The sequence below is a fragment of the Phytobacter ursingii genome, from assembly GCF_001022135.1.
In the GTDB taxonomy this organism is placed as follows: Bacteria; Pseudomonadota; Gammaproteobacteria; order Enterobacterales; family Enterobacteriaceae; genus Phytobacter; species Phytobacter ursingii.
The window spans coordinates 5176349-5199937 of sequence record NZ_CP011602.1 but is presented as its reverse complement, the minus strand read 5'-3'; the positions used below and the strand labels follow the sequence as shown (position 1 = coordinate 5199937).

General features: G+C 53.4%; 20 protein-coding genes and 2 pseudogenes. 12 read left to right on the top strand and 10 right to left on the bottom strand.

The window, feature by feature from the left end; genetic code table 11:
- Positions 1-4: 4 nt before the first annotated feature.
- Together aaeA and aaeX are read right to left on the bottom strand one after the other, a co-directional pair.
- A complete protein-coding gene (aaeA, locus tag AB182_RS28110; protein ID WP_047373466.1) occupies positions 5-937 on the bottom strand; it encodes a p-hydroxybenzoic acid efflux pump subunit AaeA in 933 nt (310 codons plus the stop codon).
- A 7-nt stretch (positions 938-944) separates the two neighbouring features.
- Entirely contained in the window at positions 945-1148 is a 204-nt protein-coding gene (aaeX, locus tag AB182_RS28105) for a p-hydroxybenzoic acid efflux pump operon protein AaeX (RefSeq protein WP_039077415.1), read from the bottom strand.
- Positions 1149-1321: 173 nt separating this feature from the next.
- On the opposite strand from aaeX, the gene aaeR reads away from it, so the two are divergent.
- On the top strand, positions 1322-2245 hold the full coding sequence (aaeR, locus tag AB182_RS28100) for an HTH-type transcriptional activator AaeR (RefSeq protein WP_047372908.1): 924 nt from the start codon (positions 1322-1324) through the stop codon (positions 2243-2245).
- 84 nt (positions 2246-2329) lie between these two features.
- Here aaeR and tldD read toward each other — a convergent pair whose 3' ends face one another.
- The 8 genes and pseudogenes from tldD to csrD form a co-directional block, all read right to left on the bottom strand.
- Positions 2330-3775 carry a metalloprotease TldD gene (gene tldD, locus AB182_RS28095; protein ID WP_047372907.1) on the bottom strand — a complete coding sequence of 482 codons (1446 nt, stop codon included), beginning with the start codon at positions 3773-3775 and terminating at the stop codon, positions 2330-2332.
- An 86-nt stretch (positions 3776-3861) separates the two neighbouring features.
- Positions 3862-7671, bottom strand: a complete 3810-nt coding sequence (yhdP, locus tag AB182_RS28090) for an AsmA2 domain-containing protein YhdP (RefSeq protein WP_047372906.1) — start codon at positions 7669-7671, stop codon at positions 3862-3864.
- 41 nt (positions 7672-7712) lie between these two features.
- Positions 7713-9182 (bottom strand): ribonuclease G, encoded by a 1470-nt coding sequence (gene rng, locus AB182_RS28085; RefSeq protein ID WP_047372905.1) that lies wholly within the window; start codon positions 9180-9182, stop codon positions 7713-7715.
- Entirely contained in the window at positions 9172-9765 is a 594-nt protein-coding gene (locus AB182_RS28080; RefSeq protein WP_047372904.1) for a Maf family protein, read from the bottom strand. The genes rng and AB182_RS28080 overlap by 11 nt, the downstream gene beginning before the upstream one ends.
- Before the next feature lie 8 nt (positions 9766-9773).
- Positions 9774-10262 (bottom strand): rod shape-determining protein MreD, encoded by a 489-nt coding sequence (gene mreD / locus AB182_RS28075; RefSeq protein ID WP_039077409.1) that lies wholly within the window; start codon positions 10260-10262, stop codon positions 9774-9776.
- Entirely contained in the window at positions 10262-11266 is a 1005-nt protein-coding gene (gene mreC, locus AB182_RS28070; protein ID WP_047372903.1) for a rod shape-determining protein MreC, read from the bottom strand. The genes mreD and mreC overlap by 1 nt, the downstream gene beginning before the upstream one ends.
- A 65-nt stretch (positions 11267-11331) precedes the next feature.
- Positions 11332-12375 (bottom strand): rod shape-determining protein MreB, encoded by a 1044-nt coding sequence (gene mreB, locus AB182_RS28065; RefSeq protein WP_006818047.1) that lies wholly within the window; start codon positions 12373-12375, stop codon positions 11332-11334.
- Positions 12376-12684: 309 nt separating this feature from the next.
- Positions 12685-14620: pseudogene (csrD, locus tag AB182_RS28060) on the bottom strand (RNase E specificity factor CsrD).
- A 280-nt stretch (positions 14621-14900) separates the two neighbouring features.
- On the opposite strand from csrD, the gene msrP reads away from it, so the two are divergent.
- The 11 genes and pseudogenes from msrP to AB182_RS31180 all read left to right on the top strand — a co-directional run bounded on the left by msrP (position 14901) and on the right by AB182_RS31180 (position 23502).
- The gene (gene msrP, locus AB182_RS28055) at positions 14901-15902 is read left to right on the top strand and encodes a protein-methionine-sulfoxide reductase catalytic subunit MsrP (protein ID WP_047372902.1); all 1002 of its coding nucleotides are present in this window, start codon (positions 14901-14903) and stop codon (positions 15900-15902) included.
- Positions 15903-16502, top strand: coding sequence for a protein-methionine-sulfoxide reductase heme-binding subunit MsrQ (msrQ, locus tag AB182_RS28050; protein ID WP_047372901.1), 600 nt, complete (start codon positions 15903-15905; stop codon positions 16500-16502).
- 234 nt (positions 16503-16736) lie between these two features.
- A pseudogene (locus AB182_RS31185) lies at positions 16737-16986 on the top strand (type II 3-dehydroquinate dehydratase).
- A gap of 21 nt (positions 16987-17007) precedes the next feature.
- The gene (gene accB / locus AB182_RS28045; RefSeq protein ID WP_039077404.1) at positions 17008-17484 is read left to right on the top strand and encodes an acetyl-CoA carboxylase biotin carboxyl carrier protein; all 477 of its coding nucleotides are present in this window, start codon (positions 17008-17010) and stop codon (positions 17482-17484) included.
- Between the two features lie 10 nt (positions 17485-17494).
- A complete protein-coding gene (accC, locus tag AB182_RS28040; protein WP_039077403.1) occupies positions 17495-18844 on the top strand; it encodes an acetyl-CoA carboxylase biotin carboxylase subunit in 1350 nt (449 codons plus the stop codon).
- 114 nt (positions 18845-18958) lie between these two features.
- Positions 18959-19201, top strand: a complete 243-nt coding sequence (locus tag AB182_RS28035; RefSeq protein ID WP_047372900.1) for a YhdT family protein — start codon at positions 18959-18961, stop codon at positions 19199-19201.
- Complete coding sequence (panF, locus tag AB182_RS28030) at positions 19191-20642, top strand: sodium/pantothenate symporter (protein WP_047372899.1); 1452 nt, start codon at positions 19191-19193, stop codon at positions 20640-20642. The genes AB182_RS28035 and panF overlap by 11 nt, the downstream gene beginning before the upstream one ends.
- An 11-nt stretch (positions 20643-20653) precedes the next feature.
- Positions 20654-21535, top strand: coding sequence for a 50S ribosomal protein L11 methyltransferase (gene prmA, locus AB182_RS28025; protein ID WP_047372898.1), 882 nt, complete (start codon positions 20654-20656; stop codon positions 21533-21535).
- Positions 21536-21893: 358 nt separating this feature from the next.
- Positions 21894-22859: a tRNA dihydrouridine synthase DusB gene (gene dusB / locus AB182_RS28020; protein WP_047372897.1), complete on the top strand. Its 966-nt coding sequence runs from the start codon at positions 21894-21896 to the stop codon at positions 22857-22859.
- A gap of 23 nt (positions 22860-22882) precedes the next feature.
- A complete protein-coding gene (fis, locus tag AB182_RS28015) occupies positions 22883-23179 on the top strand; it encodes a DNA-binding transcriptional regulator Fis (protein ID WP_000462905.1) in 297 nt (98 codons plus the stop codon).
- A gap of 158 nt (positions 23180-23337) precedes the next feature.
- Complete coding sequence (locus AB182_RS31180; protein ID WP_039077398.1) at positions 23338-23502, top strand: DUF2556 family protein; 165 nt, start codon at positions 23338-23340, stop codon at positions 23500-23502.
- The last annotated feature ends 87 nt before the right edge of the window (positions 23503-23589 follow it).

Below are 23589 nucleotides of genomic sequence, written 5' to 3'. Positions count from 1 at the left end.
GTAATTAACCAAACTCACGCAGGCGATGAGCCAGTTTGCGGAAGAAAGAGTCGTGGCTCTCATCGCGATCGGTTTGACCCGTTACCACAACCGTGGCCGTCGTGCCTGCTGGCCAAAGGTTACCCTGCTGCTCATCCAGGCGAATACGTACCGGCACGCGTTGCGCCAGACGTACCCACTCAAGATTTGAGTCAATGGTCGCCATCCCTTTGCTGTCGTTGCTGCTGCTGGCATTGGTCACCCCGGCGGCCACGCTTTCCACGGTACCTTTCAGAACGCGGTTGCTGCCCAGCGGGGTAATTTCAGCCCGGAAGCCCGGATGGACGCCTTCGAGCTTGGTCTCTTCCATATAAGCCTGAACATAAAAGGAATTCTGCTTAACCAGCGCAACAGCAGTAGAACCACGGGTAATGAACTCACCGGCGTAGACATTCAGGTTGGTAATCCAGCCGTCTGCCGGCGCGCGAATAACGGTACGTTCCAGATCCAGTTTGGCCAGGTCACGCGTGGCCTGCGCTTTAGCCAGTTGATGTAATACTGTCTGCAAGACATTGTTGGCCTGATCGATTTCTTCACGGGACATCGCCTGAACGCCAAGCTGGTTACGGCGGCCGGCCTCACGGCGCTTTTCACTTTCCAGCGCCTGGTAGTAAGCGACATCGGCTTCGGCCTCTTCCAGCGCTTTCTGGTAACGCGGCCGATCGATGGTAAACAGCACCTGGTCTTTTTTAACCAGTTGGTTATCGTGGACGCTGACGTCGGTAATTAACCCGGCAACGTCAGGCGCGATAGCGACCACGTCGGCGCTAAAGCGCGCATCGCGGGTCCAGGGGGATTCTGTGTAGTACACCCATGCGCGGAAAATAGCGATGAAAGCAAGGATAACCAGCGCCAGGGTGATGGCGGTACGAAAGAGATTTCTTGTTAGTGTTTTCACTTCAACCTCAAACAAACAGACGCGACAGCAGGTAAAACAAGCAGCAGTAAAGCGCAGTGTTGAACAACGCCGGATGCCAGACAAAATCATAGATCCCGGTTGGGATCAGCATGCGGCGCACCAGCCAGAAGATCGCCAGTGACAAAAGCAATTCAAAAAAAATCGGTGGGAACGACAGACCGAACACCACGATAACGGGAAACAGACTCATGTTGACCTTGATTAGAGAGAATGCAGGCGACAATATTTCTTATACGCACCGCAGCGGAGCAGGAAGCAAGGCGAGATCGGCACGTTAATTATTCAGCAAATAGTATATTAACGTAACTGTTATGCTGTTATCTATATTATGTGATCTAAATCACTTTTAAGCCAGAGTGAATAATGGAACGACTGAAACGCATGTCGGTATTCGCCAAAGTGGTGGAACAAGGCTCGTTTACTGCCGCGGCGCGGCAGTTACAAATGAGCGTGTCATCCATCAGTCAAACGGTGGCGAAGCTGGAAGATGAACTACAGGTAAAGCTGCTAAACCGCAGCACACGTAGCCTTGGGCTCACCGAAGCCGGGAAAATTTACTACCAGGGGTGCCGACGCATGCTGCACGAAGTGCAGGATGTGCATGAGCAGCTATACGCTTTTAATAACACGCCTATCGGTACGCTGCGCATTGGTTGTTCTTCAACCATGGCGCACAATGTCCTCGCGCAGATGACCGCTGCGATGCTGAAAGAATATCCTGGTTTATCGGTCAATCTGGTGACAGGTATTCCTGCGCCGGACCTGATTGCCGACGGGCTGGATGTGGTCATCCGGGTGGGCGCGCTGCAGGATTCCAGCCTATTTTCACGCCGCCTGGGCGCGATGCCGATGGTCGTCTGCGCGGCCAAAAGCTATCTGGCGCAATACGGTATTCCGGAAAAACCTACGGATCTGGTGAACCATTCATGGCTGGAATACAGCGTAAGGCCGGATAATGAATTTGAGCTGATAGCACCGGAGGGCATTTCCACTCGCCTCATCCCCCAGGGCCGCTTTGTCACCAACGATCCAATGACCATGACGCGCTGGCTTACCGCCGGTGCCGGGATCGCCTATGTGCCCTTGATGTGGGCGATCAATGAGATCAATAACGGGACGCTGGAGATCTTGTTTAGCCGCTATCAGTCCGATCCGCGTCCGGTCTGGGCGCTGTATACCGAAAAGGACAAGCTGCCGTTAAAGGTGCAGGTCTGTATTAACTATCTGACAGAGTATTTTACCGAGGTCGCAAAGCTGTATCAGGGCGTACAGGGACGGGGGTTGTGAACCCGGTTGCGGCATAAACGCTTTAACCGGGCTACATGGTGGTGGCCCGGTTAAGCGCTGGCACCGCCGGGACACTCACCGCGATTACGCCGTGCCGCCGACGGTCAGGTTGTCCACTTTCAGCGTCGGTTGACCAACGCCCACTGGCAGGCTCTGGCCTTCTTTACCGCAGACCCCCACGCCGTTATCCAGTTTCAGGTCATTACCCACCATGGAAATCTGCTGCATGGCTTCAATGCCTGAGCCAATCAGGGTTGCCCCTTTCACCGGCTTTGTCACTCTACCTTTCTCAATCAGGTAGGCCTCAGAGGTAGAGAACACGAACTTACCGGAGGTGATATCAACCTGACCGCCGCCAAAGTTCGGCGCATAAATACCAAACTCGACCGACTCAATGATCTCCTGCGGCGTCGATTTCCCTGCCAGCATGTAGGTGTTTGTCATACGCGGCATCGGCAGATGCGCGTAAGATTCGCGACGACCGTTACCGGTTGGCGCAACGCCCATCAGACGGGCATTCAACTTATCCTGCATGTAGCCTTTCAGCACACCGTTTTCAATCAGCACATTGTACTGACCCGGCGTACCTTCATCATCGATAGAGACGGAGCCACGACGATCGGCGAGGGTACCATCATCCACAACGGTACAAAGTTCCGATGCTACCAGTTCGCCCATGTGGCCACTGAATACTGACGTGCCACGGCGGTTAAAGTCGCCTTCCAGGCCATGTCCGACCGCTTCGTGCAGCAATACGCCCGGCCAGCCGGCCCCCAGTACAACAGGCAGTGTTCCGGCAGGCGCCGCCACGGCAGAAAGATTCACCAGCGCCATTCGCACGGCTTCTTTTGCCCAGGCATCGGCACGTACATCGCCGTCGACATCGTTGAGGAACCAGTCATAGCCAAAACGACCGCCGCCGCCGCTGGAACCGCGCTCGCGTTTGCCGTCGTCTTCTACCTGCACACTCACAGAAAGACGCACCAGCGGGCGAACATCCGCCGCCAGCGTACCGTCCGTCGCGGCAACCAGAATCAATTCATACACGCCCGTCAGACTGGCGGATACTTCCTGCACGCGCTTATCCGCCGCACGGGCGACTTTGTCCACACGGCGCAAGATATCCAGCTTCTCTTCGCGGCTCATACTTTGCAATGGATCAATGCTGGCATAGAGCCCCTGATGCTCAACGGCGCCAAGCGTTTGCACACGGCCATCGCCTGCCTCACGCACGATGGTGCGCGCCGCCTGCGCACTCTGTTCCAGTGCCAGCAGACTGATTTGGTCGGCGTAGGCAAAACCGGTTTTCTCGCCGCTCACCGCACGTACACCAACGCCCTGGTCGATGTTGTATGACCCGTCTTTGATGATACTGTCTTCCAGCACCCAGGATTCGTGATAGCTCGACTGAAAATAGAGGTCACCGTAGTCGAGTCGGCGCTCGGTCAATTGACCAAGGATGGAAAACAGATCCTGATGATTCAGGCCATTTGCTGCCAGCAATTGTTCACTTACCAGGTTCAGACTCATCGTTTGCTACTCGTCGTTGCCGCCACATCGGGCAATAAAAAAAGTGTGATATAAGGAGCTTGAGGCAATTCGCCGACGCCGTCAAATCATTGCTTTTTATCTGTACGCGGCTGGCGTAAGACTTCATTGATTTGTGGTTTGTCTACCGGACCGGTAATGCGATAACGCAAAATGGAGACTTTATTCCACAGCGGCCCCAACACTTTACTGGCGGCGAACACCGCCGCACCAACAATAGGGTTGACGGCAAAGGCGGCCGCAACACCTACCGTTGCTGAGATTTCCGGGGCGACAACTGCCTCAACATCTAATTGGCGCTGTACCAGATCCACCGACCCTTTCATCGCAATATCGGCTTCCAGGCCGTCCACCAGCGTATCATCAGTATGCAGAACACCATCTTTGATCCATGCCGCACTGCGGATAGAGTCAAAGTAGAACCCTTCACTACTGAACGTGTCGCTGAAATCGAAACGAAGCTTGCGCAGCAACGCATCGACGCTAAACAGGCGCAGCAGCTGCCCGGCGTGCCCGGTACTGATATCGGTAATATCGCCTTTGCCAAGGCGAGTGCGCAGAATACCGTTAAGCGACTCTTCCTGCGGCTGCCATGGCGCGCTACGCCAGTGTAAATCATAGTTCACATCAAACGGCGCATTGCGCACAGGCGTTGAAATGCCAAAGAAATTCATCGCCGAATCGATTTTGTCGCCGTGCAGGGTGCCTTTCAGTGACGTCCGTTCACCGCCGATTTTATTGACCCACTCGCCATCGGCAGTCAGGCGGACAAAACCACTGTCTATCAGGCCATTCGCCAGCGACAGGGTATCTCCTTTAATCGCAAAATCGCCCTCAATGCGGCCATACTTTTGTCCCCATAGCCAGCACTCCGCACAGCGCAGTTGCAGATCCGGCCAGCCGGTGAAATCCACCTGCATCTTGCCGCGCAGCAACGTCGACGGCGAAGAGATGTCGTTGTCATCCGATGCCGTTGCAGACGGGTTGTAATAAAGATAGCGAATCGCAGCCTGCCACGGTGCGTTATCCTGCAGCGTAAACGTCCCGTTGATTTCACGCCCTTGCACTTCAACAACTGACCCAGAGGCCTGGGGCTGCGAGACAATACTCAGATTGTTCCATTGCTGGCCAGCCAACGTGAGAGCAGGCGTACGCAGCGTAACACTGGCCGGGAACGCGGTCGCATTGCTGACATTGTTGGCGACCCCCTGACGCAGCAGGCCCAGCCACTGCGCGCCATTCATTGGCGGCAGATTCAATTCAAGACCGGCCTGCTCAGGCAGTGGCGGCATCGTGCGACTATCTGAGGTCCAGATTGCCCTGTCGAGGGTGAGTTTCTGGTTGAGTAACCAGCGACTGTTGAAGTGGTTGTTATTGCCTACGCTGCCGGTCAGATCGAAACTGCGCAGATTGCCTTCAACATTTACCTTCACCGGCAACGCCTTCCCTGCAGGCTTATCAAGCGGCGGCGGCAGGCGACTGGCGATACCCGTCAAGTCACCGTCGATACTAACGTTATATTTCGCCCCGGCGCTATGCGGCAATTCGATGTCTACTTTGCCTTTCCAGCCCATACTGCCGCTCACCGCATCACTGACTTGTTGCGGCATTACGCCCGTTTTCGCCGGCTGCCAGTTGCCATTGAGATTCACCGCTACCTGATAGGCTTTCGCCCCTTCGGTAGTCGTGAAATCAATGTTCACAGGCTGGTTAAACCACATCGCCTGCAGTGGTTCGCTTTTCAAATTGCCGTTCACAAAGCTGAACGCACCCCGTAGATCCTTCACCGTGCTGTTAAGCGGTTTAATGAACAGGTTATTGTGATTGAGAACGACATCGCCTTTCGCCGTCGTCATTTCGCCGTCGAGCGGAATATCAAGATGTAAGCGAGCACTCACATCACCATCCAACTGGAGTTCATCAAGGGCTGTAGAAAGCGTATCTTTCAGCGGCGTATCTTTAAAATAGGGTCCAACCGCTTTCCCCGGCCCGTTGATATCGGCATCAATGAGCAATTTCTCTTTGAGGTAATCCGGAATGACAGCCGTCAGGTTTGTGGCTTTGACACCGCCTAATGCCACGTCATCCGTCTTCATCCACAGGCCATCATTGATGAAATCGAGCTGAATATCGAAATTTTTCAGCGCCGGCCAGTCTGGCTGGAAGGCAAAGGTGGCATTACGTAACGGCACCAGCACCTCAAACTGCCCTTCATTGTGCTTATAGGGAAACAGCCGCGGGTTACCGCCATAGACCAGCGTCGCGTTGTCCGCCTGCCCGCCCTGAATGGCCGCGCTAAGGTAATCTACCAGCGCTTTACCCATCAGGTTTTCCGGGAAATAACGCCATGCCTGGCCGCCATCGGTCACATTAATGCCTGCCAGAATACCCAGCCACGGCTCGTCGCCTTCCGGCTGGAGATAGCGGAAATCGCCCCTGGCATGAATTGCATTCGCCTGCACGTCGATATCATGCCCATCAATCTGCAGACCACGTTCATCGTTTTGCCAGGCAAGGGTCGCCACCCCTTTATCTATTTCCAGCGGCGCACGGAAAACGGTGGCATAAGGCATTTTCGCCTTTGCCATGTCGATCGTTACACGCCCATTTTCAACGCTGCCGGATAACGTACCGGAAAGGTTCTCAACGCCTGGCAGCAGTTCCCACTGTTTCCAGGAAATGTTTTTCCATCTAGCCTGGAAGCGCGTTTTTTCCGTCGCCTGTAGCGGAATATCCAGCGCCAGGTTTTCCAGCAACCCTGCCGGCGCCATCGTCCGCCACACTTTCCCCAGCTCTGGAGAAATTTTTTCGGCAATCGGCAGCATACCGTCAAGCGCATTCAGATCGAGACGACTGGCCCGGACGCGTAATTCATCACTGCGCTGGTCGTTTGCGCCCCCCGTTTCCTGGGCAGGCACCCACGCAAAGGCCAGCGAGCCTTGCGGCCACGGGTTGCCATCCATTGTGATGCGCGTTGTAGGAATATCAAATTGCCAGCCCTGTTGCTGACGCGAGACGTGTGCCGTCAGGTTATCGACCAGGAGATGGTGTGTGTCGTTGTCGCCCTGCCAACTGGCGCCGCCCTTTTTAAGCCAGACATCGCCACTTTCCACCACACCTTTGTTAAGGGTCATCCAGCCTTCAAGGCTAAAACGGGCGCTATCCAGCGCAACGTTGTCCTGCATCCATTTATTAAGCCAGGGCTTAACGTCAATGTCGTCTGCCTGTAGCCACAGCCGGCCATTATTGAGAATGCCCCGGTCATCGCGCAAATCCATTCTTACCTGCATAACGCCGTGTTGTCCGGTCAGACTGGACAGGCTCACCTGGCCCTCTGCGCGGTGTCGATCATCGCTGTTAAGCCAGGTCAATTGCGGGATCGCGAGTTCGGCGCGCTGGCCGGAGAGCGTCAAAAAGCTAAGTCGACTGTCGCGCAGATCGAAGTGATCGAACTGGCGAAGGAACAGATCGCGGATGCGGTCAGTTTCGATCGCATTACCATCGTCATTGCGCTGCAAGGGGGTATTTGTGCGTACAGCTAACTGATAAAACGTGAGGTCGCGGAACTGCCAGCGCATTTGTAGCAGACTTTGCCAGACGTCCAGCGCCAGGGTAACACGTTTAACGGACAGATCGCCGCCATCTTTGAGGGTGGCTTTAACATCACGAACGTCGAGGATAGGGCCAAAATTCTCCCAACTGGCGTTCAGATGACTCGCATCGACCACAATGCCGGTTTGCGCCTGAATTTTCGCCAGGATTTCAGGGCGCCAGCTATCCAGATGGGGCAGGACAAGGCGCAGGCCACTTACCAGCAGCGCCACTATCACCACCAGTGTCGCCCCTGTAAGCAGCAATATCCCCGGCAATCGCCTCACGCACCTCTCCTTGTCAACAAACGTCTGGACGTAATCGTCTTTTACATCATCACCACATCAAACTGCTCCTGATTATAGAGCGGCTCAATTTGCACTTTAACTTGCTTACCGACGAAGATTTCTACCTCAGCCAGCGCATGGGACTCTTCCCCTTTCAGGGTTTCCGCCACAGCAGGAGAAGCATAGACCAGGAAACGATCCGAGTCGTAAGCATGGTGTACGCGAACAATCTCGCGCATGATTTCGTAGCAGACGGTTTCCACCGTTTTTACTGTGCCTCGTCCATGGCAGGTTGGGCATTCATTACAGAGAACATGTTCCACGCTTTCACGGGTACGTTTACGGGTCATCTCGACCAGGCCGAGCTGGGAGAAGCCGTTGATGCTGGTCTTCACCCGGTCTTTGCTCAGCGCTTGTTCCAGTGAGTGCAGAACACGGCGACGATGGTCGTCATTATTCATGTCAATGAAATCAATGATGATAATGCCGCCAAGATTACGTAAACGCAGCTGGCGAGCGATAGCCTGCGTGGCTTCAATATTGGTATTGAAAATGGTGTCATCGAGGTTACGGTGGCCGACAAACGCCCCGGTGTTGATATCCACCGTCGTCATCGCTTCGGTCTGGTCAATAACCAGATAGCCGCCGGATTTCAGTTCCACTTTTCTTTCCAGCGCGCGCTGAATTTCATTCTCAACATCATAGAGATCGAATATCGGCTGGCGACCGCTGTAATGTTCAATCATGCTGGTCATTTCCGGCATGTATTCCGCGGTGAACTCCAGCAACATCTCATAAGTCAACCGTGAGTCAACGCGGATCCGGTCGAGTTGCGCATCGGCAAAATCTCGCAGCACACGCTGCGCCAGCGCCAGTTCGCCGTAGAGCTTACACCGGGTCTGCTGACGCTTTTTACGCTCCATTACCTTCGTCCATACCCGCTTGAGGTAGGCTGCATCTGCGGCGAGATCTTCATTGCACACCCCTTCTGCCGCCGTACGAATAATGAAGCCGCCCTGCTCATCACAATACTCAGAAACGACCTGCTTGAGTCGCTCGCGTTCAGCCTCGCTTTCGATTCGCTGAGAAACTCCGACATGTGATGCGCCTGGCATGAAGACCAGATAACGTGAAGGTAAGGTGATGTCTGTGGTCAGGCGAGCGCCTTTGGTACCCAGCGGATCTTTCACCACCTGCACCATCAGGTCTTGCCCCTGACGCACCAGCTCAGAAATATCACGAACGGTGAAGTTCTTCTGCTCTTCCCCCGCCACACATTCGGTGTGAGGCATAATGTCCGAGGCATGAAGAAACGCGGCCTTATCCAGACCAATATCTACAAAAGCCGCCTGCATACCAGGCAGTACGCGACTGACCCGACCCTTGTAGATATTGCCTACAATCCCGCGTCGCGCTTCACGTTCGATGTGAATCTCTTGCAGGATACCGCCATCGATATAGGCCACGCGTGTTTCCGATGGCGTAATGTTAACTAACAATTCAGCCGTCATGATTGTCTCTTCCCTCGCGCAATGCGTTAAAGTTGCTCAACAGTTCCCAGGTCTCTACCAGCGGTAAACCCACCACAGCGTGATAACTCCCGTTTATTTTTCTGACAAAACAGCCGCCCAGCCCCTGAATGCCATACGCGCCTGCTTTGTCCATCGGCTCACCGCTGGCAACATAGGCAGCAATATCATCATCAGAAAGGGCTCGGAACGTCACCTCGGTTGTCACCAGACAATCCAGCAGGTGTTGGTTGTCCGCCAGTGCGACGGCCGTCATCACCTGATGGGTCTGACCAGAGAGCTGTCGCAGCATTTTAGCAGCATGCGAGGAGTCTTTCGGTTTTTCAAGCACTTCACCATTAAATATGACAATGGTGTCTGCCCCCAGCACCGGTAAATCGCGGGAAACCATCGCCACACCAGCGCGCGCCTTTTCCCTTGCCAGCCGTACAACATAATGTTGGGCGCTTTCTTGCGCCCGACGTTGCTCTTCAATACCGGGAATAATTCGCTCGAAGGTGACGCCCAATTGAGTGAGCAGTTCCTGACGACGCGGGGAACCAGAGGCAAGCCAAATCGATGTCATAGAAACCTTTATTGCACGGCAAACTGTTGGCGAATTTTACGCATAAGCAGGAAAAGCCACGGCCAAAGCACGCCATTAACGAAGCTACTCCAGAAAATCTCTGGTTTGAAGGAGACATTAATGACCAAAAACTCTGCCCAGAAGACAATGACTTCGGTTGCCAGCGACAAAACCATCACCACCAGCGCCTGTTGCCACAGCGCCAGGTTACGGAACAGTTGAAATTTAAGCGCGACCAGGTAGGCGATAATGCTCAGAGACAACGCACGAACGCCAAGTGTGGATCCGCTAATGAGATCCAGTATGGCACCCATAACGAAACCTGTGCCGACATTTACGCGGTGCGGTAGCGCCAGAATCCAGTAAAGCAGGATAAGCAACACCCAGTTTGGCCGATAGACAAGAATGTCATCCGGCCAGGGCATAATTTGAAGCAACAATGCGATAAGAAACGAGAGCCAGATAACCCAGCGCCCCTGGCTACGGTAACTTGCCACTATTGGCCTCCCCGGGTACCTTGAGAAGGTGACGGTGGCCCGGCAATACCGGTTGCAGGTGCAGGAATCGGCGCAGGCGGCCCCATGGCATCCGGCGCAGGCAATACTTGCGGCATCATCTGCATCAGGCGTTCATTAGCCACGCGGTGTACTTCTTCCGGCGTCATCGGATTTGTGCCGTTACGATCGGCTCCCCACAGCAAGAGTAAGTAGCGTAGACGCTGCAAACCTGCGGTAGGACGCGCCTGGATAACGGTATACGCCCGCTGCGTGTCGAGTTTTACCGAGGAGACCACCCCAACAGGATAACCTTCCGGGAAACGTCCACCCAGACCGGATGTCACCAGCACATCGCCTACCCGAATATCGGTATTTGCCGGCAAATGTTCCAGTTGCAGATCGTCAGTACAGCCATTGCCTGCGGCAATAACGCGAATATCATTACGCAGCACCTGAATCGGTAGCGCATGGGTCGCATCACAAATCAACAACACCCGACTGGTCAGTTTAGCCACCGCGACAACCTGGCCTACCACGCCTTTATCGCTGATGACCGGCTGGCCTTCATAGACACCGTTTACGCTGCCTTTGTCGATAACAACCTGATCGCTATAGGGATCGTTGACCGTCGAGATAACCTGAGTGACCATTTTCTGTTCGTCCTGACGCAGCGGCGAACCCAGCAGCTCGCGCAGTCGCGCGTTCTCCTGTTTATATTGCCCTAACATCAGCAGCTCGCTGTTTTTCAACAGCAGTTCCTGACGCAATGCCCGATTTTCAAGCTCAAGTTGATCGCGCGACGAGATCGTTTGTGAAACGCTATCTAATAATTCGCGAGGACCGTTGGAAATAAAGTAGAAAGGACTGACGGCAGTATCCATGTACGTTCGAATTTGACTGAACGTACCGAGGCGGCTGTCGGCAATAATGACTCCGAGCGCCACTACCACCGCCAGGAAAAGGCGAATCTGTAGCGACGGGCCACGGCTAAAAATTGGCTTCATAGGCTTTGCGTATTCTCAGGACTGACAAATCCGGGGCGACATCTTCGCCCCGAATCTGAATCAGACTATTCTTCGCTGAACAAATCGCCGCCGTGCATATCGATCATTTCCAGCGCCTTGCCGCCGCCACGCGCTACGCAAGTCAGTGGATCTTCTGCAACTACGACAGGAATACCTGTCTCTTCCATTAACAGGCGGTCAAGGTTGCGCAGTAACGCGCCACCACCGGTCAGAACCATACCGCGCTCAGAAATATCGGACGCCAGTTCTGGCGGGCACTGTTCCAGTGCAACCATCACCGCGCTTACAATACCGGTCAGCGGTTCCTGCAGAGCTTCCAGAATTTCGTTAGAGTTCAGGGTGAAGCCGCGCGGAACGCCTTCTGCCAGGTTACGACCACGAACTTCGATTTCGCGGACTTCATCACCCGGGTAGGCAGAACCGATCTCATGCTTAATACGTTCAGCGGTCGCTTCACCGATCAGAGAGCCGTAGTTACGACGCACATAATTAATGATCGCTTCATCGAAACGGTCGCCGCCGATACGCACGGAGGAGGAGTACACCACGCCGTTCAGAGAGATAACGGCCACTTCTGTGGTACCACCACCGATATCGACAACCATCGAACCGGTTGCCTCAGAAACCGGGAGGCCTGCGCCAATTGCCGCAGCCATCGGTTCTTCAATCAGAAAGACTTCACGAGCACCCGCACCCTGAGCAGATTCACGGATCGCACGACGTTCTACCTGGGTCGCGCCAACCGGTACACAAACCAGCACGCGCGGGCTCGGACGCATGAAACTGTTGCTGTGCACCTGTTTGATAAAGTGCTGGAGCATTTTTTCTGTCACGAAGAAGTCGGCGATGACACCGTCTTTCATCGGGCGGATAGCTGCGATGTTGCCCGGTGTACGGCCCAGCATCTGCTTAGCTTCATGACCTACCGCGGCCACACTTTTCGGTGAACCGGCACGATCCTGGCGAATGGCTACCACGGAAGGCTCATTCAATACGATGCCTTGTCCTTTTACATAAATCAGGGTATTCGCGGTACCCAGGTCAATGGACAGGTCATTGGAAAACATGCCACGAAATTTTTTCAACATACTAAGGGATAATCCTGAAAGCTGGGGCGGAAAACAAAATCCGCTTACTTTACCAACCACACGCAGCAGCGACAAGGCGCAAAAATCATCTGCTACGGTGAAAATTAGTGCAGTTTGTTTCCTTTGTTACAAACAACCTGACTCCTTCAGGAGTGAACCATGGCGGGAGTAATCCTTACCCTGCGTTTGCAACCTGTCAAAGGTTAAAACTAGCGTTCGCGCTGTGGCAATCTGGCGGGCAGACAAGCACACCCCCATACGTACGATACAGCGCGCGTTATTCTACGTGAAAACGGCTTAAACGGCAGTTCAAACCGAATATCTTTGCGAATATTTTTTCACATTGGTGTCAAGCGGCTGGGAGGAGGCAAAAAAATCGCCCTGACCACCTGAAACGCCACATTCAATCAGCGTCTGCCATTCGCCACGCGAACGAACGCCAGTGGCGAAAACGCGCGTATGCGTACCTTTGCAGGCCTCCACGAGGCTTTGCACCAGTAACTGATTTTCCGTGCGTTTCTCAATGTTCCGGACAATCCCAGGATGAAGTTTGAGCAATTCAACGTCCAGCGCTTTAATCCAGCTGGTACTGACCAGGGTGAGACCCGCCTGCGTGACAGCAACGCGCGAGCCTAACGCATTAATTAACCGCACCACCGGTTGTAACCGGCTGATATGTTGACAGACATCAGCTTCGGCAAGTTCAAAAATAATCCGTCGACGCTGTGATTTTTCACATTGCATTAAGGTATCGCGTAGCCAGCGCTGAAAACGTGGCCGAATCAGAGACTCTACCGTCACCTGCATGGCGAGGGTTTCTTCCGGCCAGTAACGTAAATAGGGAATGAGGCGTCCGATTTGCAGCCGGTCATACTCCTCAGACAGCCCAAACTGCAGCACCATGGGCATATATTCCGCAGAAATAACTTCCAGGTCGCCATCGTAGATGCGGCACATCAGTTCGCGATGGTGAACAATCCCTTCGCGATTCACTGCTGGCTTCTGGTAGACCCGCGGACCGCCACGACTCAGCATTTGCTCAATGAGCGTGCGCCAGCGAACATTACCGCGCCCTTGTTCAGGTAGCGTATCGTCGTAAACCGACCAGCTATTTCCCCCTTGCAGTACCGCATTACGGGTCGCCGCTTCGGCATGTTCCATAACCTGCTCTGTCGACTGACCGCTACGCCAGGCGCAAATGCCAATGTGCATCATATCTTCGCGATCGAGCATTTTGCTGGGCTGCAGACCGTCCACCGCTTTGAGAATCTGCCCGGCAATACTTTCCGCTTCTTTTAATGTCCGGTGCGGTAACAGCACGGTAAAATCACTGCGGTGATAGCGCGCCAGCAGCGCGCCGGGATAACGCATAATAAATGTCGATAACAGGTTAATGAGCATAAACAGATGCTCTTCAACGGCGGGACGCCCCCAGCTATCGCGCAATAATTCAAAATCGGGTAGCCGGATCATCATGACAACGCCATGTGCGCCGACTTTCTCCTGATCCTCAAGCAGCGTGGCCAGTTGATTATCAAAGAACAGACGGTTATTGAGACCGGTTTTAGTATCCTGCGCGGCGTAGGAGCGAATCAGCGTGTCAATATGGCTGCGTTGGTCGCTGGCAAACTGGATTTCTGAAAGCAGAACATCCAGCGCGCTGCTGGCGCGGGATGGCCATTCATAAACAGAACCGCGCGCCTGCGCTCCGCGCTCCCCATTAAGAATACGGGTAGAGCGAAGTTCGAGTAACTCCTGCCCCGAGAGCTGTCGGCGCAACCAGCGTACGGAGAGGAAAATAATCAGGACCATGAAGCCGATAGCCAGCGTCAACGGCACGGTAGTCATCAGCGAACGGAAATAGTTAGCCATCGGGTCCTGGTAAACCAGCGTGATGGTCATGCCCGGATTTTTAAGGGAGTTAATCTCTAATTCACGGTACTGGTAATTACTGCCGGCCGGACGATAGCTGCTTTTGCGGGTGTGCTGCAGAACGGTTTTCTTTCCCTGACGGACCTCAATACCCACAATGTCCACTGGCACCATCAATTCATCAAGATGAGATGGCAGAAGGAGACATAAAAATCAAACGGGTATCGACCACCGCCGCAACCGATTCTACGCGGTTCGTCACCTTCGACTGGATGGCATTATAAAAGCTTAATGAGCAGCCAAGCAGGGTAACAAATATTGCCAGCCCCGTTAGTAGCGTCACAAAAGCTGAGAATTTCGTCGTTAATCGCATCCTTGTGTTAACTCCGTAGTGTAAAAGAACGAGACGCGGCAAACCCGGGAAAACTAAGTAAGCGCTAACTAGAAAATGAGCCCGGCATACTAGCAGGCCTGACGCCGCTGGCAATCAGTATTGCATACAACTATGCGAGTATAGCCCTCAGAATTTTTTTGCCAATCATCCTGGGGAGTAAAGGCCGCCAGCGGGAAGTAAACGGTCAGATTTCAATTTTTCGTGATAATCCCCCGACGGCATATTCGCCGTGCTACAAGTATTGAAAAGGGGGAAGATTATGCAAAAGAAAAAACTTACCGAAGCCGATGTCACCGCCGAATCCGTATTTATGCTGCGACGTCGCCAGATCCTGAAAACGCTGGGCATCAGTGCCGCTGCACTGAGTCTGTCTCCTGCTGCACGCGCCGATCTGCTTGACTGGTTTAAAGGAAACGATCGCCCTAAAGCCTTGCCAGGCAAACCCCTGCAGTTCAGCAAACCGGCCCAATGGCAAAACACGCTGACGCTGACTCCGGAAGATAAAGTAACGGGCTATAACAATTTCTATGAGTTTGGTCTGGATAAAGCCGATCCCGCAGCCAACGCAGGCAGCATGAAAACCAATCCATGGACGCTCAAAATTGACGGTGAAGTAGCCAAACCCCTTACGCTCGATTATGACGCGCTTACCACGCGTTTCCCGCTGGAAGAGCGAATCTATCGCATGCGCTGCGTTGAGGCCTGGTCGATGGTGATCCCATGGACGGGTTTCCCGTTGCATAAACTGCTCTCCCTGGTCGAACCCACCAGCAACGCAAAATATGTGGCATTTCAAACCCTCTACGCCCCCGACGAGATGCCAGGGCAGAAGGATCGCTTCATTGGCGGCGGCCTGGAATATCCTTACGTAGAAGGGTTACGTATAGATGAAGCCATGCATCCCCTCACGTTGTTGTCTGTTGGCGTTTATGGGAAAGCGTTACCGCCGCAGAATGGGGCACCGATCCGCCTGACCGTCCCGTGGAAATACGGCTTTAAAGGGATCAAATCGATAGTCAGCATCAAGCTAACGAAAGAACGCCCCCCGACGACCTGGAACCTTGCGGCACCAGATGAGTATGGTTTTTTTGCCAACGTGAATCCGCATGTCGACCATCCTCGCTGGTCACAAGCAACCGAACGCTTTATCGGATCCGGTGGCGTGCTGGATGTAAAACGCCAGCCTACGCTTCTCTTTAATGGTTATGCGGATGAAGTGGCGTCCCTTTATCGTGGTTTGGATCTGCGGGAGAACTTTTGAGTGCGTTTAACAGCGAAACAGATTGTCTGGCTTAAAGTATTGCTGCACCTGGCCGGTTTTTTGCCGTTTGTCTGGTTGTTTTGGGCATCGTCGCAGGGGTATTTTAGCGCCGACCCGGCAAAAGATATTCAACATTTTACCGGCAGAATGGCGTTGAAATTTTTACTGGCAGGCTTGCTGGTTGCGCCACTGGCGCGCTACGCTAAACAACCGTTGCTTATTCGCACCCGTCGTTTACTGGGACTATGGTGTTTTGCATGGGCAACATTGCATCTGACCAGTTACGCATTGCTGGAGCTGGGCATTAACAATCTGGCGCTACTTGGCCGGGAACTGACAACGCGCCCTTATTTAATGTTAGGAATTGTTAGCTGGTTTATCCTGTTGGCACTGGCAGCGACATCTACCCAGTGGGCGCAGCGAAAATTGGGCAAACGATGGCAACAATTGCATAACTTCGTCTATCTGGTCGCGATCCTGGCACCCATCCATTATCTGTGGTCCGTGAAGATTTTATCGCCATTGCCCCTCCTTTATGCAGCCGCTGCATTCGCGCTATTAGCGTGGCGATACAAGAAGTTCCGCCAGTGGTGGCGCTAAAGTTCCGATATGTGCAGTCCTCCGCAGTTCCATTATCAATCGCAGGGTTAAAACCAAATGCGGTTGATAATCTTCCCTGATAAGACCAGTATTTAGCTGCTAAATGCTACGAAATAGTTATAATGTGCGACTTTGGTTTTGCCCGGAGGGCTTTTTAAGGCCCAAAAAGGTGACAACCACGCAATGACGGTATATTTTGTTTTTTACCGGAAAATTGCAGGAGATAGCAGCACGATGGCTGGCAAGTTGCGCATTTTGCTTTTAAACGGCCCCAATCTTAACATGCCGGGAGCACGCAAGTCGGAAACCTATGGCACCCTTCGACTTTACTGAGTTCACTCAAAGCAATATGCATGCGCACGAACCATCTCGCCATCATTCCTGGCTCTCCGAAATCGCTACCGGCGTGGTCTTCGGACCTGATGCTGGCAGTTGTACATACGCTTTACAGACGGCGGTAAAACGCCTGTCACAATCAAACTAAACAAGAGTACGGAACCCACTCATGGATATTCGTAAGATTAAAAAACTGATCGAACTGGTTGAAGAATCAGGCATCGCTGAACTGGAAATTTCTGAAGGCGAAGAGTCTGTACGCATCAGCCGCGCACCGGTGAACACGGGCTTCCCGGTGATGCAGCAAGCTTATGCGGCTCCGGTTATGCAGCAGCCAGCCCCTGCGCTTTCTGGCGCAGTCGCTCCCGCAGCTCCGGCTACGGCAGCAGAACCTGCGGCAGCGCAAATCAGTGGTCACATCGTACGTTCCCCGATGGTCGGGACCTTCTACCGCACGCCGAGCCCGGACGCAAAAGCGTTCTGTGAAGTCGGCCAGAAAGTCAATGTAGGCGATACCCTGTGCATCGTTGAAGCCATGAAAATGATGAACCAGATCGAAGCCGACAAAGCGGGCGTAGTGAAAGCCATTCTGGTTGAAAGTGGCCAGCCGGTAGAGTTTGACGAGCCGCTGGTCGTCATCGAATAACGAGGCGCACATGCTGGATAAAATTGTCATCGCCAACCGCGGCGAGATTGCACTGCGTATTCTTCGTGCCTGTAAAGAGCTGGGCATCAAGACCGTCGCTGTGCACTCCACTGCGGATCGCGATTTAAAACACGTACTCCTGGCGGATGAGACGGTCTGTATCGGACCGGCGCCGTCCGTAAAAAGCTATCTGAACATCCCGGCTATCATCAGCGCGGCGGAGATCACCGGCGCGGTGGCGATTCACCCCGGTTATGGTTTCCTCTCAGAGAACGCCAACTTTGCCGAGCAGGTTGAGCAGTCCGGCTTTATCTTCATCGGCCCGAAAGCCGACACCATCCGCCTGATGGGTGACAAAGTGTCGGCCATTACCGCTATGAAGAAAGCGGGCGTACCGACCGTACCGGGCTCCGACGGCCCGCTGGGCGACGATATGGATGTCAACCGCGCGCATGCCAAACGCATTGGCTACCCGGTCATCATCAAGGCGTCCGGCGGCGGCGGCGGTCGCGGTATGCGCGTAGTTCGCGGTGACGCTGAGCTGGCGCAGTCCATTGCCATGACTAAAGCTGAAGCCAAAGCGGCGTTCAACAATGACATGGTGTACATGGAAAAATACCTGGAGAATCCTCGTCACATCGAGATCCAGGTACTGGCTGACGGCCAGGGCAACGCCATTTATCTGGCAGAACGCGACTGCTCCATGCAGCGTCGTCACCAGAAAGTTGTCGAAGAAGCACCGGCTCCGGGCATTACCCCGGAATTGCGTCGCTATATCGGCGAGCGTTGCTCCAAAGCCTGTGTGGATATCGGCTACCGTGGGGCAGGTACGTTTGAGTTTCTGTTCGAAAACGGTGAGTTCTATTTTATCGAAATGAACACCCGTATTCAGGTGGAACATCCGGTGACCGAAATGATCACTGGCGTGGACCTGATCAAAGAGCAGTTGCGTATTGCTGCCGGTCAGCCACTGTCCATCAAGCAGGAAGAAGTGGTGGTGAAAGGCCATGCGGTGGAATGCCGTATCAACGCCGAAGATCCGAATACGTTCCTGCCGAGCCCGGGTAAAATCACCCGTTTCCACGCGCCAGGCGGTTTTGGCGTGCGCTGGGAATCACATATCTACGCCGGTTACACCGTACCGCCGTACTATGACTCAATGATTGGCAAGTTGATCTGCTTTGGTGAGAACCGTGATGTGGCAATTGCGCGTATGAAGAATGCGCTGCAGGAGCTGATCATTGACGGCATCAAAACCAACGTAGATCTGCAGATGCGCATCATGAGCGACGAGAAATTCCAGCAGGGTGGTACCAATATCCACTATCTGGAGAAGAAACTCGGTCTGAACGAAAAGTAAGACCAGGTGATGTATCTATGCAAGAGGCCGGATTTCCGGCCTTTTTTATTTCAGGGGATCATGGAGTATCCATAAGGTACAATCCCCGCTTTCTTTATCCACATGGGACACAAAATGGACAAGCGTTTTGTTCAGGCCCACAAAGAAGCGCGCTGGGCGCTGTGGCTGACCCTCCTCTACCTCGCCGCATGGTTAGTAACTGCTTACTTACCAGATTCAATGATGGGGTTTACCGGATTACCACACTGGTTTGAGATGGCCTGCCTGTTAACGCCGCTGGTTTTTATTCTGCTGTGTTGGGCGATGGTGCGCTTTATCTTCCGCGATATCTCACTGGAGGATAACGATGCGGCTTGAAGTCATTATTCCTCTGATTGCTTACATGCTGATTGTCCTGGGCTTGTCGGTCTATGCCATGCGTCAGCGTACATCCGGGACATTTCTGACCGAGTATTTTCTTGGCAGCCGTTCGATGGGAGGACTGGTGCTGGCGATGACGCTCACCACGTCCTATATCAGCGCCAGTTCTTTTATAGGCGGCCCAGGAGCAGCCTATAAATACGGCTTGGGTTGGGTGCTGCTGGCGATGATTCAGGTGCCCACTATCTGGCTATCGCTGGGTATCCTTGGCAAAAAATTTGCGATTCTCGCCCGCCGCTATAACGCTATTACACTGAACGATATGCTGCTGGCGCGCTATCAAAGCCACACCGTAGTGTGGGTGGCCAGTATCAGCCTACTGGTTGCGTTTGTGGGGGCCATTGCCGTGCAATTTATCGGCGGTGCTCGCCTGCTGGAAACCGCTGCCGGTATTCAGTATGAATCAGGGCTGCTGATATTCGGGATCAGTATCGCGCTCTACACTGCATTTGGCGGTTTTCGCGCCAGCGTGCTGAATGACACCATGCAAGGTATGGTGATGCTGGTTGGCACTATTGTCTTACTGGTCGGTGTGGTCCATGCCGCAGGGGGCTTACACAGTGCCGTAGATAAATTACAGCATATCGATCCGAAGCTGGTGACGCCGCAGGGGGGCGATGACATTCTTTCCCCCGCGTTTATGACGTCGTTTTGGGTACTGGTCTGTTTCGGCGTAATTGGTCTTCCCCACACTGCCGTTCGCTGCATCTCCTATAAAGACAGTAAAGCCGTACATCGGGGCATTATCATCGGTACCATTGTGGTGACGCTTCTGATGCTGGGTATGCATCTGGCCGGGGCACTGGGACGCGCAGTGCTGCCTGATTTGAAAGTACCTGACCTGGTTATCCCGACATTGATGGTTGAAGTGCTGCCGCCGTTTGCCGCCGGGTTGTTCCTGGCCGCACCAATGGCGGCGATTATGTCGAATGTTAACGCGCACCTTTTGCAGGCATCCGCTACGATCATTAAAGATCTCTGGCTGAATACGCGCCCGGAGCAACTTCGTAATGAGCAGCGTCTGAAACGCATTTCCATGATCATCACCCTGGTGCTCGGTATTTTAATGATGCTTGCCGCCTGGCGACCGCCGGAGATGATCATCTGGCTGAACCTGCTGGCGTTCGGTGGGCTGGAAGCCGTTTTCCTGTGGCCGCTGGTGCTGGGGCTTTACTGGGAACGTGCCAACGCGGCAGGCGCGCTAAGCGCCATGCTCGTCGGCGGCGTGCTTTATGCCGTCCTTGCAACGTTTAAGATTCAGTATCTGGGCTTCCATCCGATTGTGCCTTCGTTACTGTTAAGTTTACTGGCGTTTGTGGTCGGGAACCGTTTCGGTCAGCCCGCCTCACAGCCTGCTACGATTTCTACTGATAAATAAAGAGTTTTGCCATGCCGTGGATCCAACTAAAACTGAATACAACCGGCGCTAACGCCGAAGATTTGAGCGATGCGCTGATGGAGGCCGGCTCGGTCTCCATCACCTTTCAGGACACGCATGACACGCCGGTCTTCGAACCGCTGCCGGGTGAGACACGCCTGTGGGGTGATACCGACGTTATTGGCCTGTTCGACGCCGAAACCGACATGAATGAGGTTGTCGCGATCCTTGAGCAACATCCGCTGCTGGGTGCCGGTTTCGCACACAAAATTGAACAGCTTGAAGATAAAGACTGGGAGCGTGAGTGGATGGACAACTTCCACCCGATGCGCTTTGGCGAACGTCTCTGGATCTGCCCGAGCTGGCGTGATGTGCCGGACAAAAACGCGGTAAACGTGATGCTCGATCCGGGCCTGGCGTTCGGTACTGGCACGCACCCGACCACGTCATTGTGCCTGCAATGGCTTGATGGCCTGGATCTCGCGGGTAAAACAGTGATCGACTTCGGCTGCGGTTCCGGCATTCTGGCGATTGCGGCGCTGAAACTGGGGGCGGCGAAAGCGATCGGTATTGATATCGATCCGCAGGCCATTCAGGCGAGCCGTGATAATGCAGAGCGCAACGGCGTCTCTGAACGTCTGGAACTGTATCTGCCACATGAGCAGCCTGACGCGATGCAGGCGGACGTGGTGGTCGCCAATATTTTGGCAGGCCCTTTACGTGAGCTTGCCCCGCTCATCAGCGTACTGCCGGTCTCAGGCGGCCTGCTCGGCCTTTCCGGCATCCTCGCCAGCCAGGCTGAAAGCGTATGTGAAGCTTATCGTGACACCTTCGCACTCGACGCCGTGGTGGAAAAAGAAGAATGGTGCCGCATTACCGGGCAGAAAATGTAACCCAGCGGCAGGGTAATAAGGCCGAGAAGCATTCAGCAACATAATGCTCCACTGGGTGAAAATGGGAGTCTGATCTCATTTTCACCCTCTTTTTTGACGATTAAAACAGCAAAATATGTCGCTGGATCAGACTTATGGTGAAGAAAAACGGAGAAGTTTAACGAATTTATATTTGTTCACAAATTCGCCATTAATATATAACCCAATGATTTTAAATCATTAATATTTTCGCCAGCCGTCTTACGCTGTGATTCATTGATCTGCGACAGTGGATTGGTCAAAGTTTGGCCTTTCATCTCGTGCGAAAAATGCGTAATATACGCCGCCTTGCAGTCACAGTATGGTCATTTCTTAACTCATGCGCATCGGACACCACCAGCTCAGAAATCGACTGATCGCAGCGCCAATGGCTGGCATTACTGACAGGCCGTTTCGGACGTTGTGCTACGAGATGGGGGCCGGGTTAACGGTATCCGAGATGATGTCCTCCAACCCGCAGGTTTGGGAGAGTGACAAATCAAGACTGCGGATGGTGCATATCGATGAGCCCGGTATTCGTACCGTGCAAATTGCCGGTAGTGATCCGGAAGAAATGGCGGAAGCCGCACGTATCAACGTGGAAAGCGGCGCCCAGATTATTGATATCAATATGGGCTGCCCGGCAAAGAAAGTGAATCGCAAGCTTGCGGGCTCTGCCCTGCTGCAATACCCGGATCTGGTGAAGTCTATCCTGAGCGCGGTAGTGCAAGCAGTGGATGTGCCCGTCACGCTTAAGATTCGCACTGGCTGGGCTCCGGAACACCGTAACTGCGTAGAAATTGCCCAACTGGCTGAAGACTGTGGCATTCAGGCTCTGACCATTCATGGACGCACCCGCGCCTGTTTGTTCAACGGAGATGCTGAGTACGACAGCATTCGGGCAGTTAAGCAGAAGGTTTCCATTCCGATTATCGCGAATGGTGACATCACTGACCCGCTTAAAGCCAGAGCTGTACTCGACTATACGGGGGCTGATGCCCTGATGATAGGCCGTGCAGCTCAGGGAAGACCCTGGATCTTTCGGGAAATCCAGCATTATCTGGACACTGGGGAGCTGCTCGCCCCACTGCCTTTGGCAGAGGTTAAGCGCTTGCTTTGCGCGCATGTTCGGGAATTGCATGACTTTTATGGTCAGGCAAAAGGGTACCGAATTGCACGTAAACACGTCTCCTGGTATCTCCAGGAGCACGCTCCAAATGACCAGTTTCGGCGCACATTCAACGCCATAGAGGATGCCAGCGAACAGCTGGAGGCGTTGGAGGCATACTTCGAAAATCTTGCGTAATGAAATAAAGAGCTGACAGAACTATGTTCGAACAACGCGTAAATTCTGACGTACTGACCGTTTCTACCGTTAACTCTCAGGATCAGGTAACTCAAAAACCCCTGCGTGACTCGGTTAAACAGGCACTGAAGAACTATTTTGCTCAACTGAATGGTCAGGATGTGAATGACCTGTATGAGCTGGTACTGGCTGAAGTTGAACAGCCACTGTTGGACATGGTGATGCAATACACCCGCGGCAACCAAACCCGCGCTGCCCTGATGATGGGTATCAACCGTGGTACGCTGCGTAAGAAACTGAAAAAATATGGCATGAACTGATAGCCATCAGAGACTGCTAGTTAAAAGGCGCGGACCGGCATGGGGACGCGCTTTTTTTTCGCTGGAATTCCGCCAAAAAACTTATCTTTCCTCAACACCTGCCGATAACATTTTCGTGTATATTCCCAACGAATGGTTGCACGAAAAGGATATGCGGGATGATTCGAAAGTATTTTTGGCTGGTTATTTTTGCCCTTTCTGTCCTGTTGCTGGATGCATTGATCATGCAGTGGATCGAATTCCTGACAACAGAGGTAGATAAATGCCGAAACATGGATTCCGTCAATCCTCTCAAGCTGGTGAACTGTGCTGATTTAAATTAGCTTTTTCCCGCCCGGCCTCTTGCTTCGTGCAAGCAGAGAAACCGCTTTGAGTCGTCCATTTGCAGTGATCATGTCACCATCTTTTTT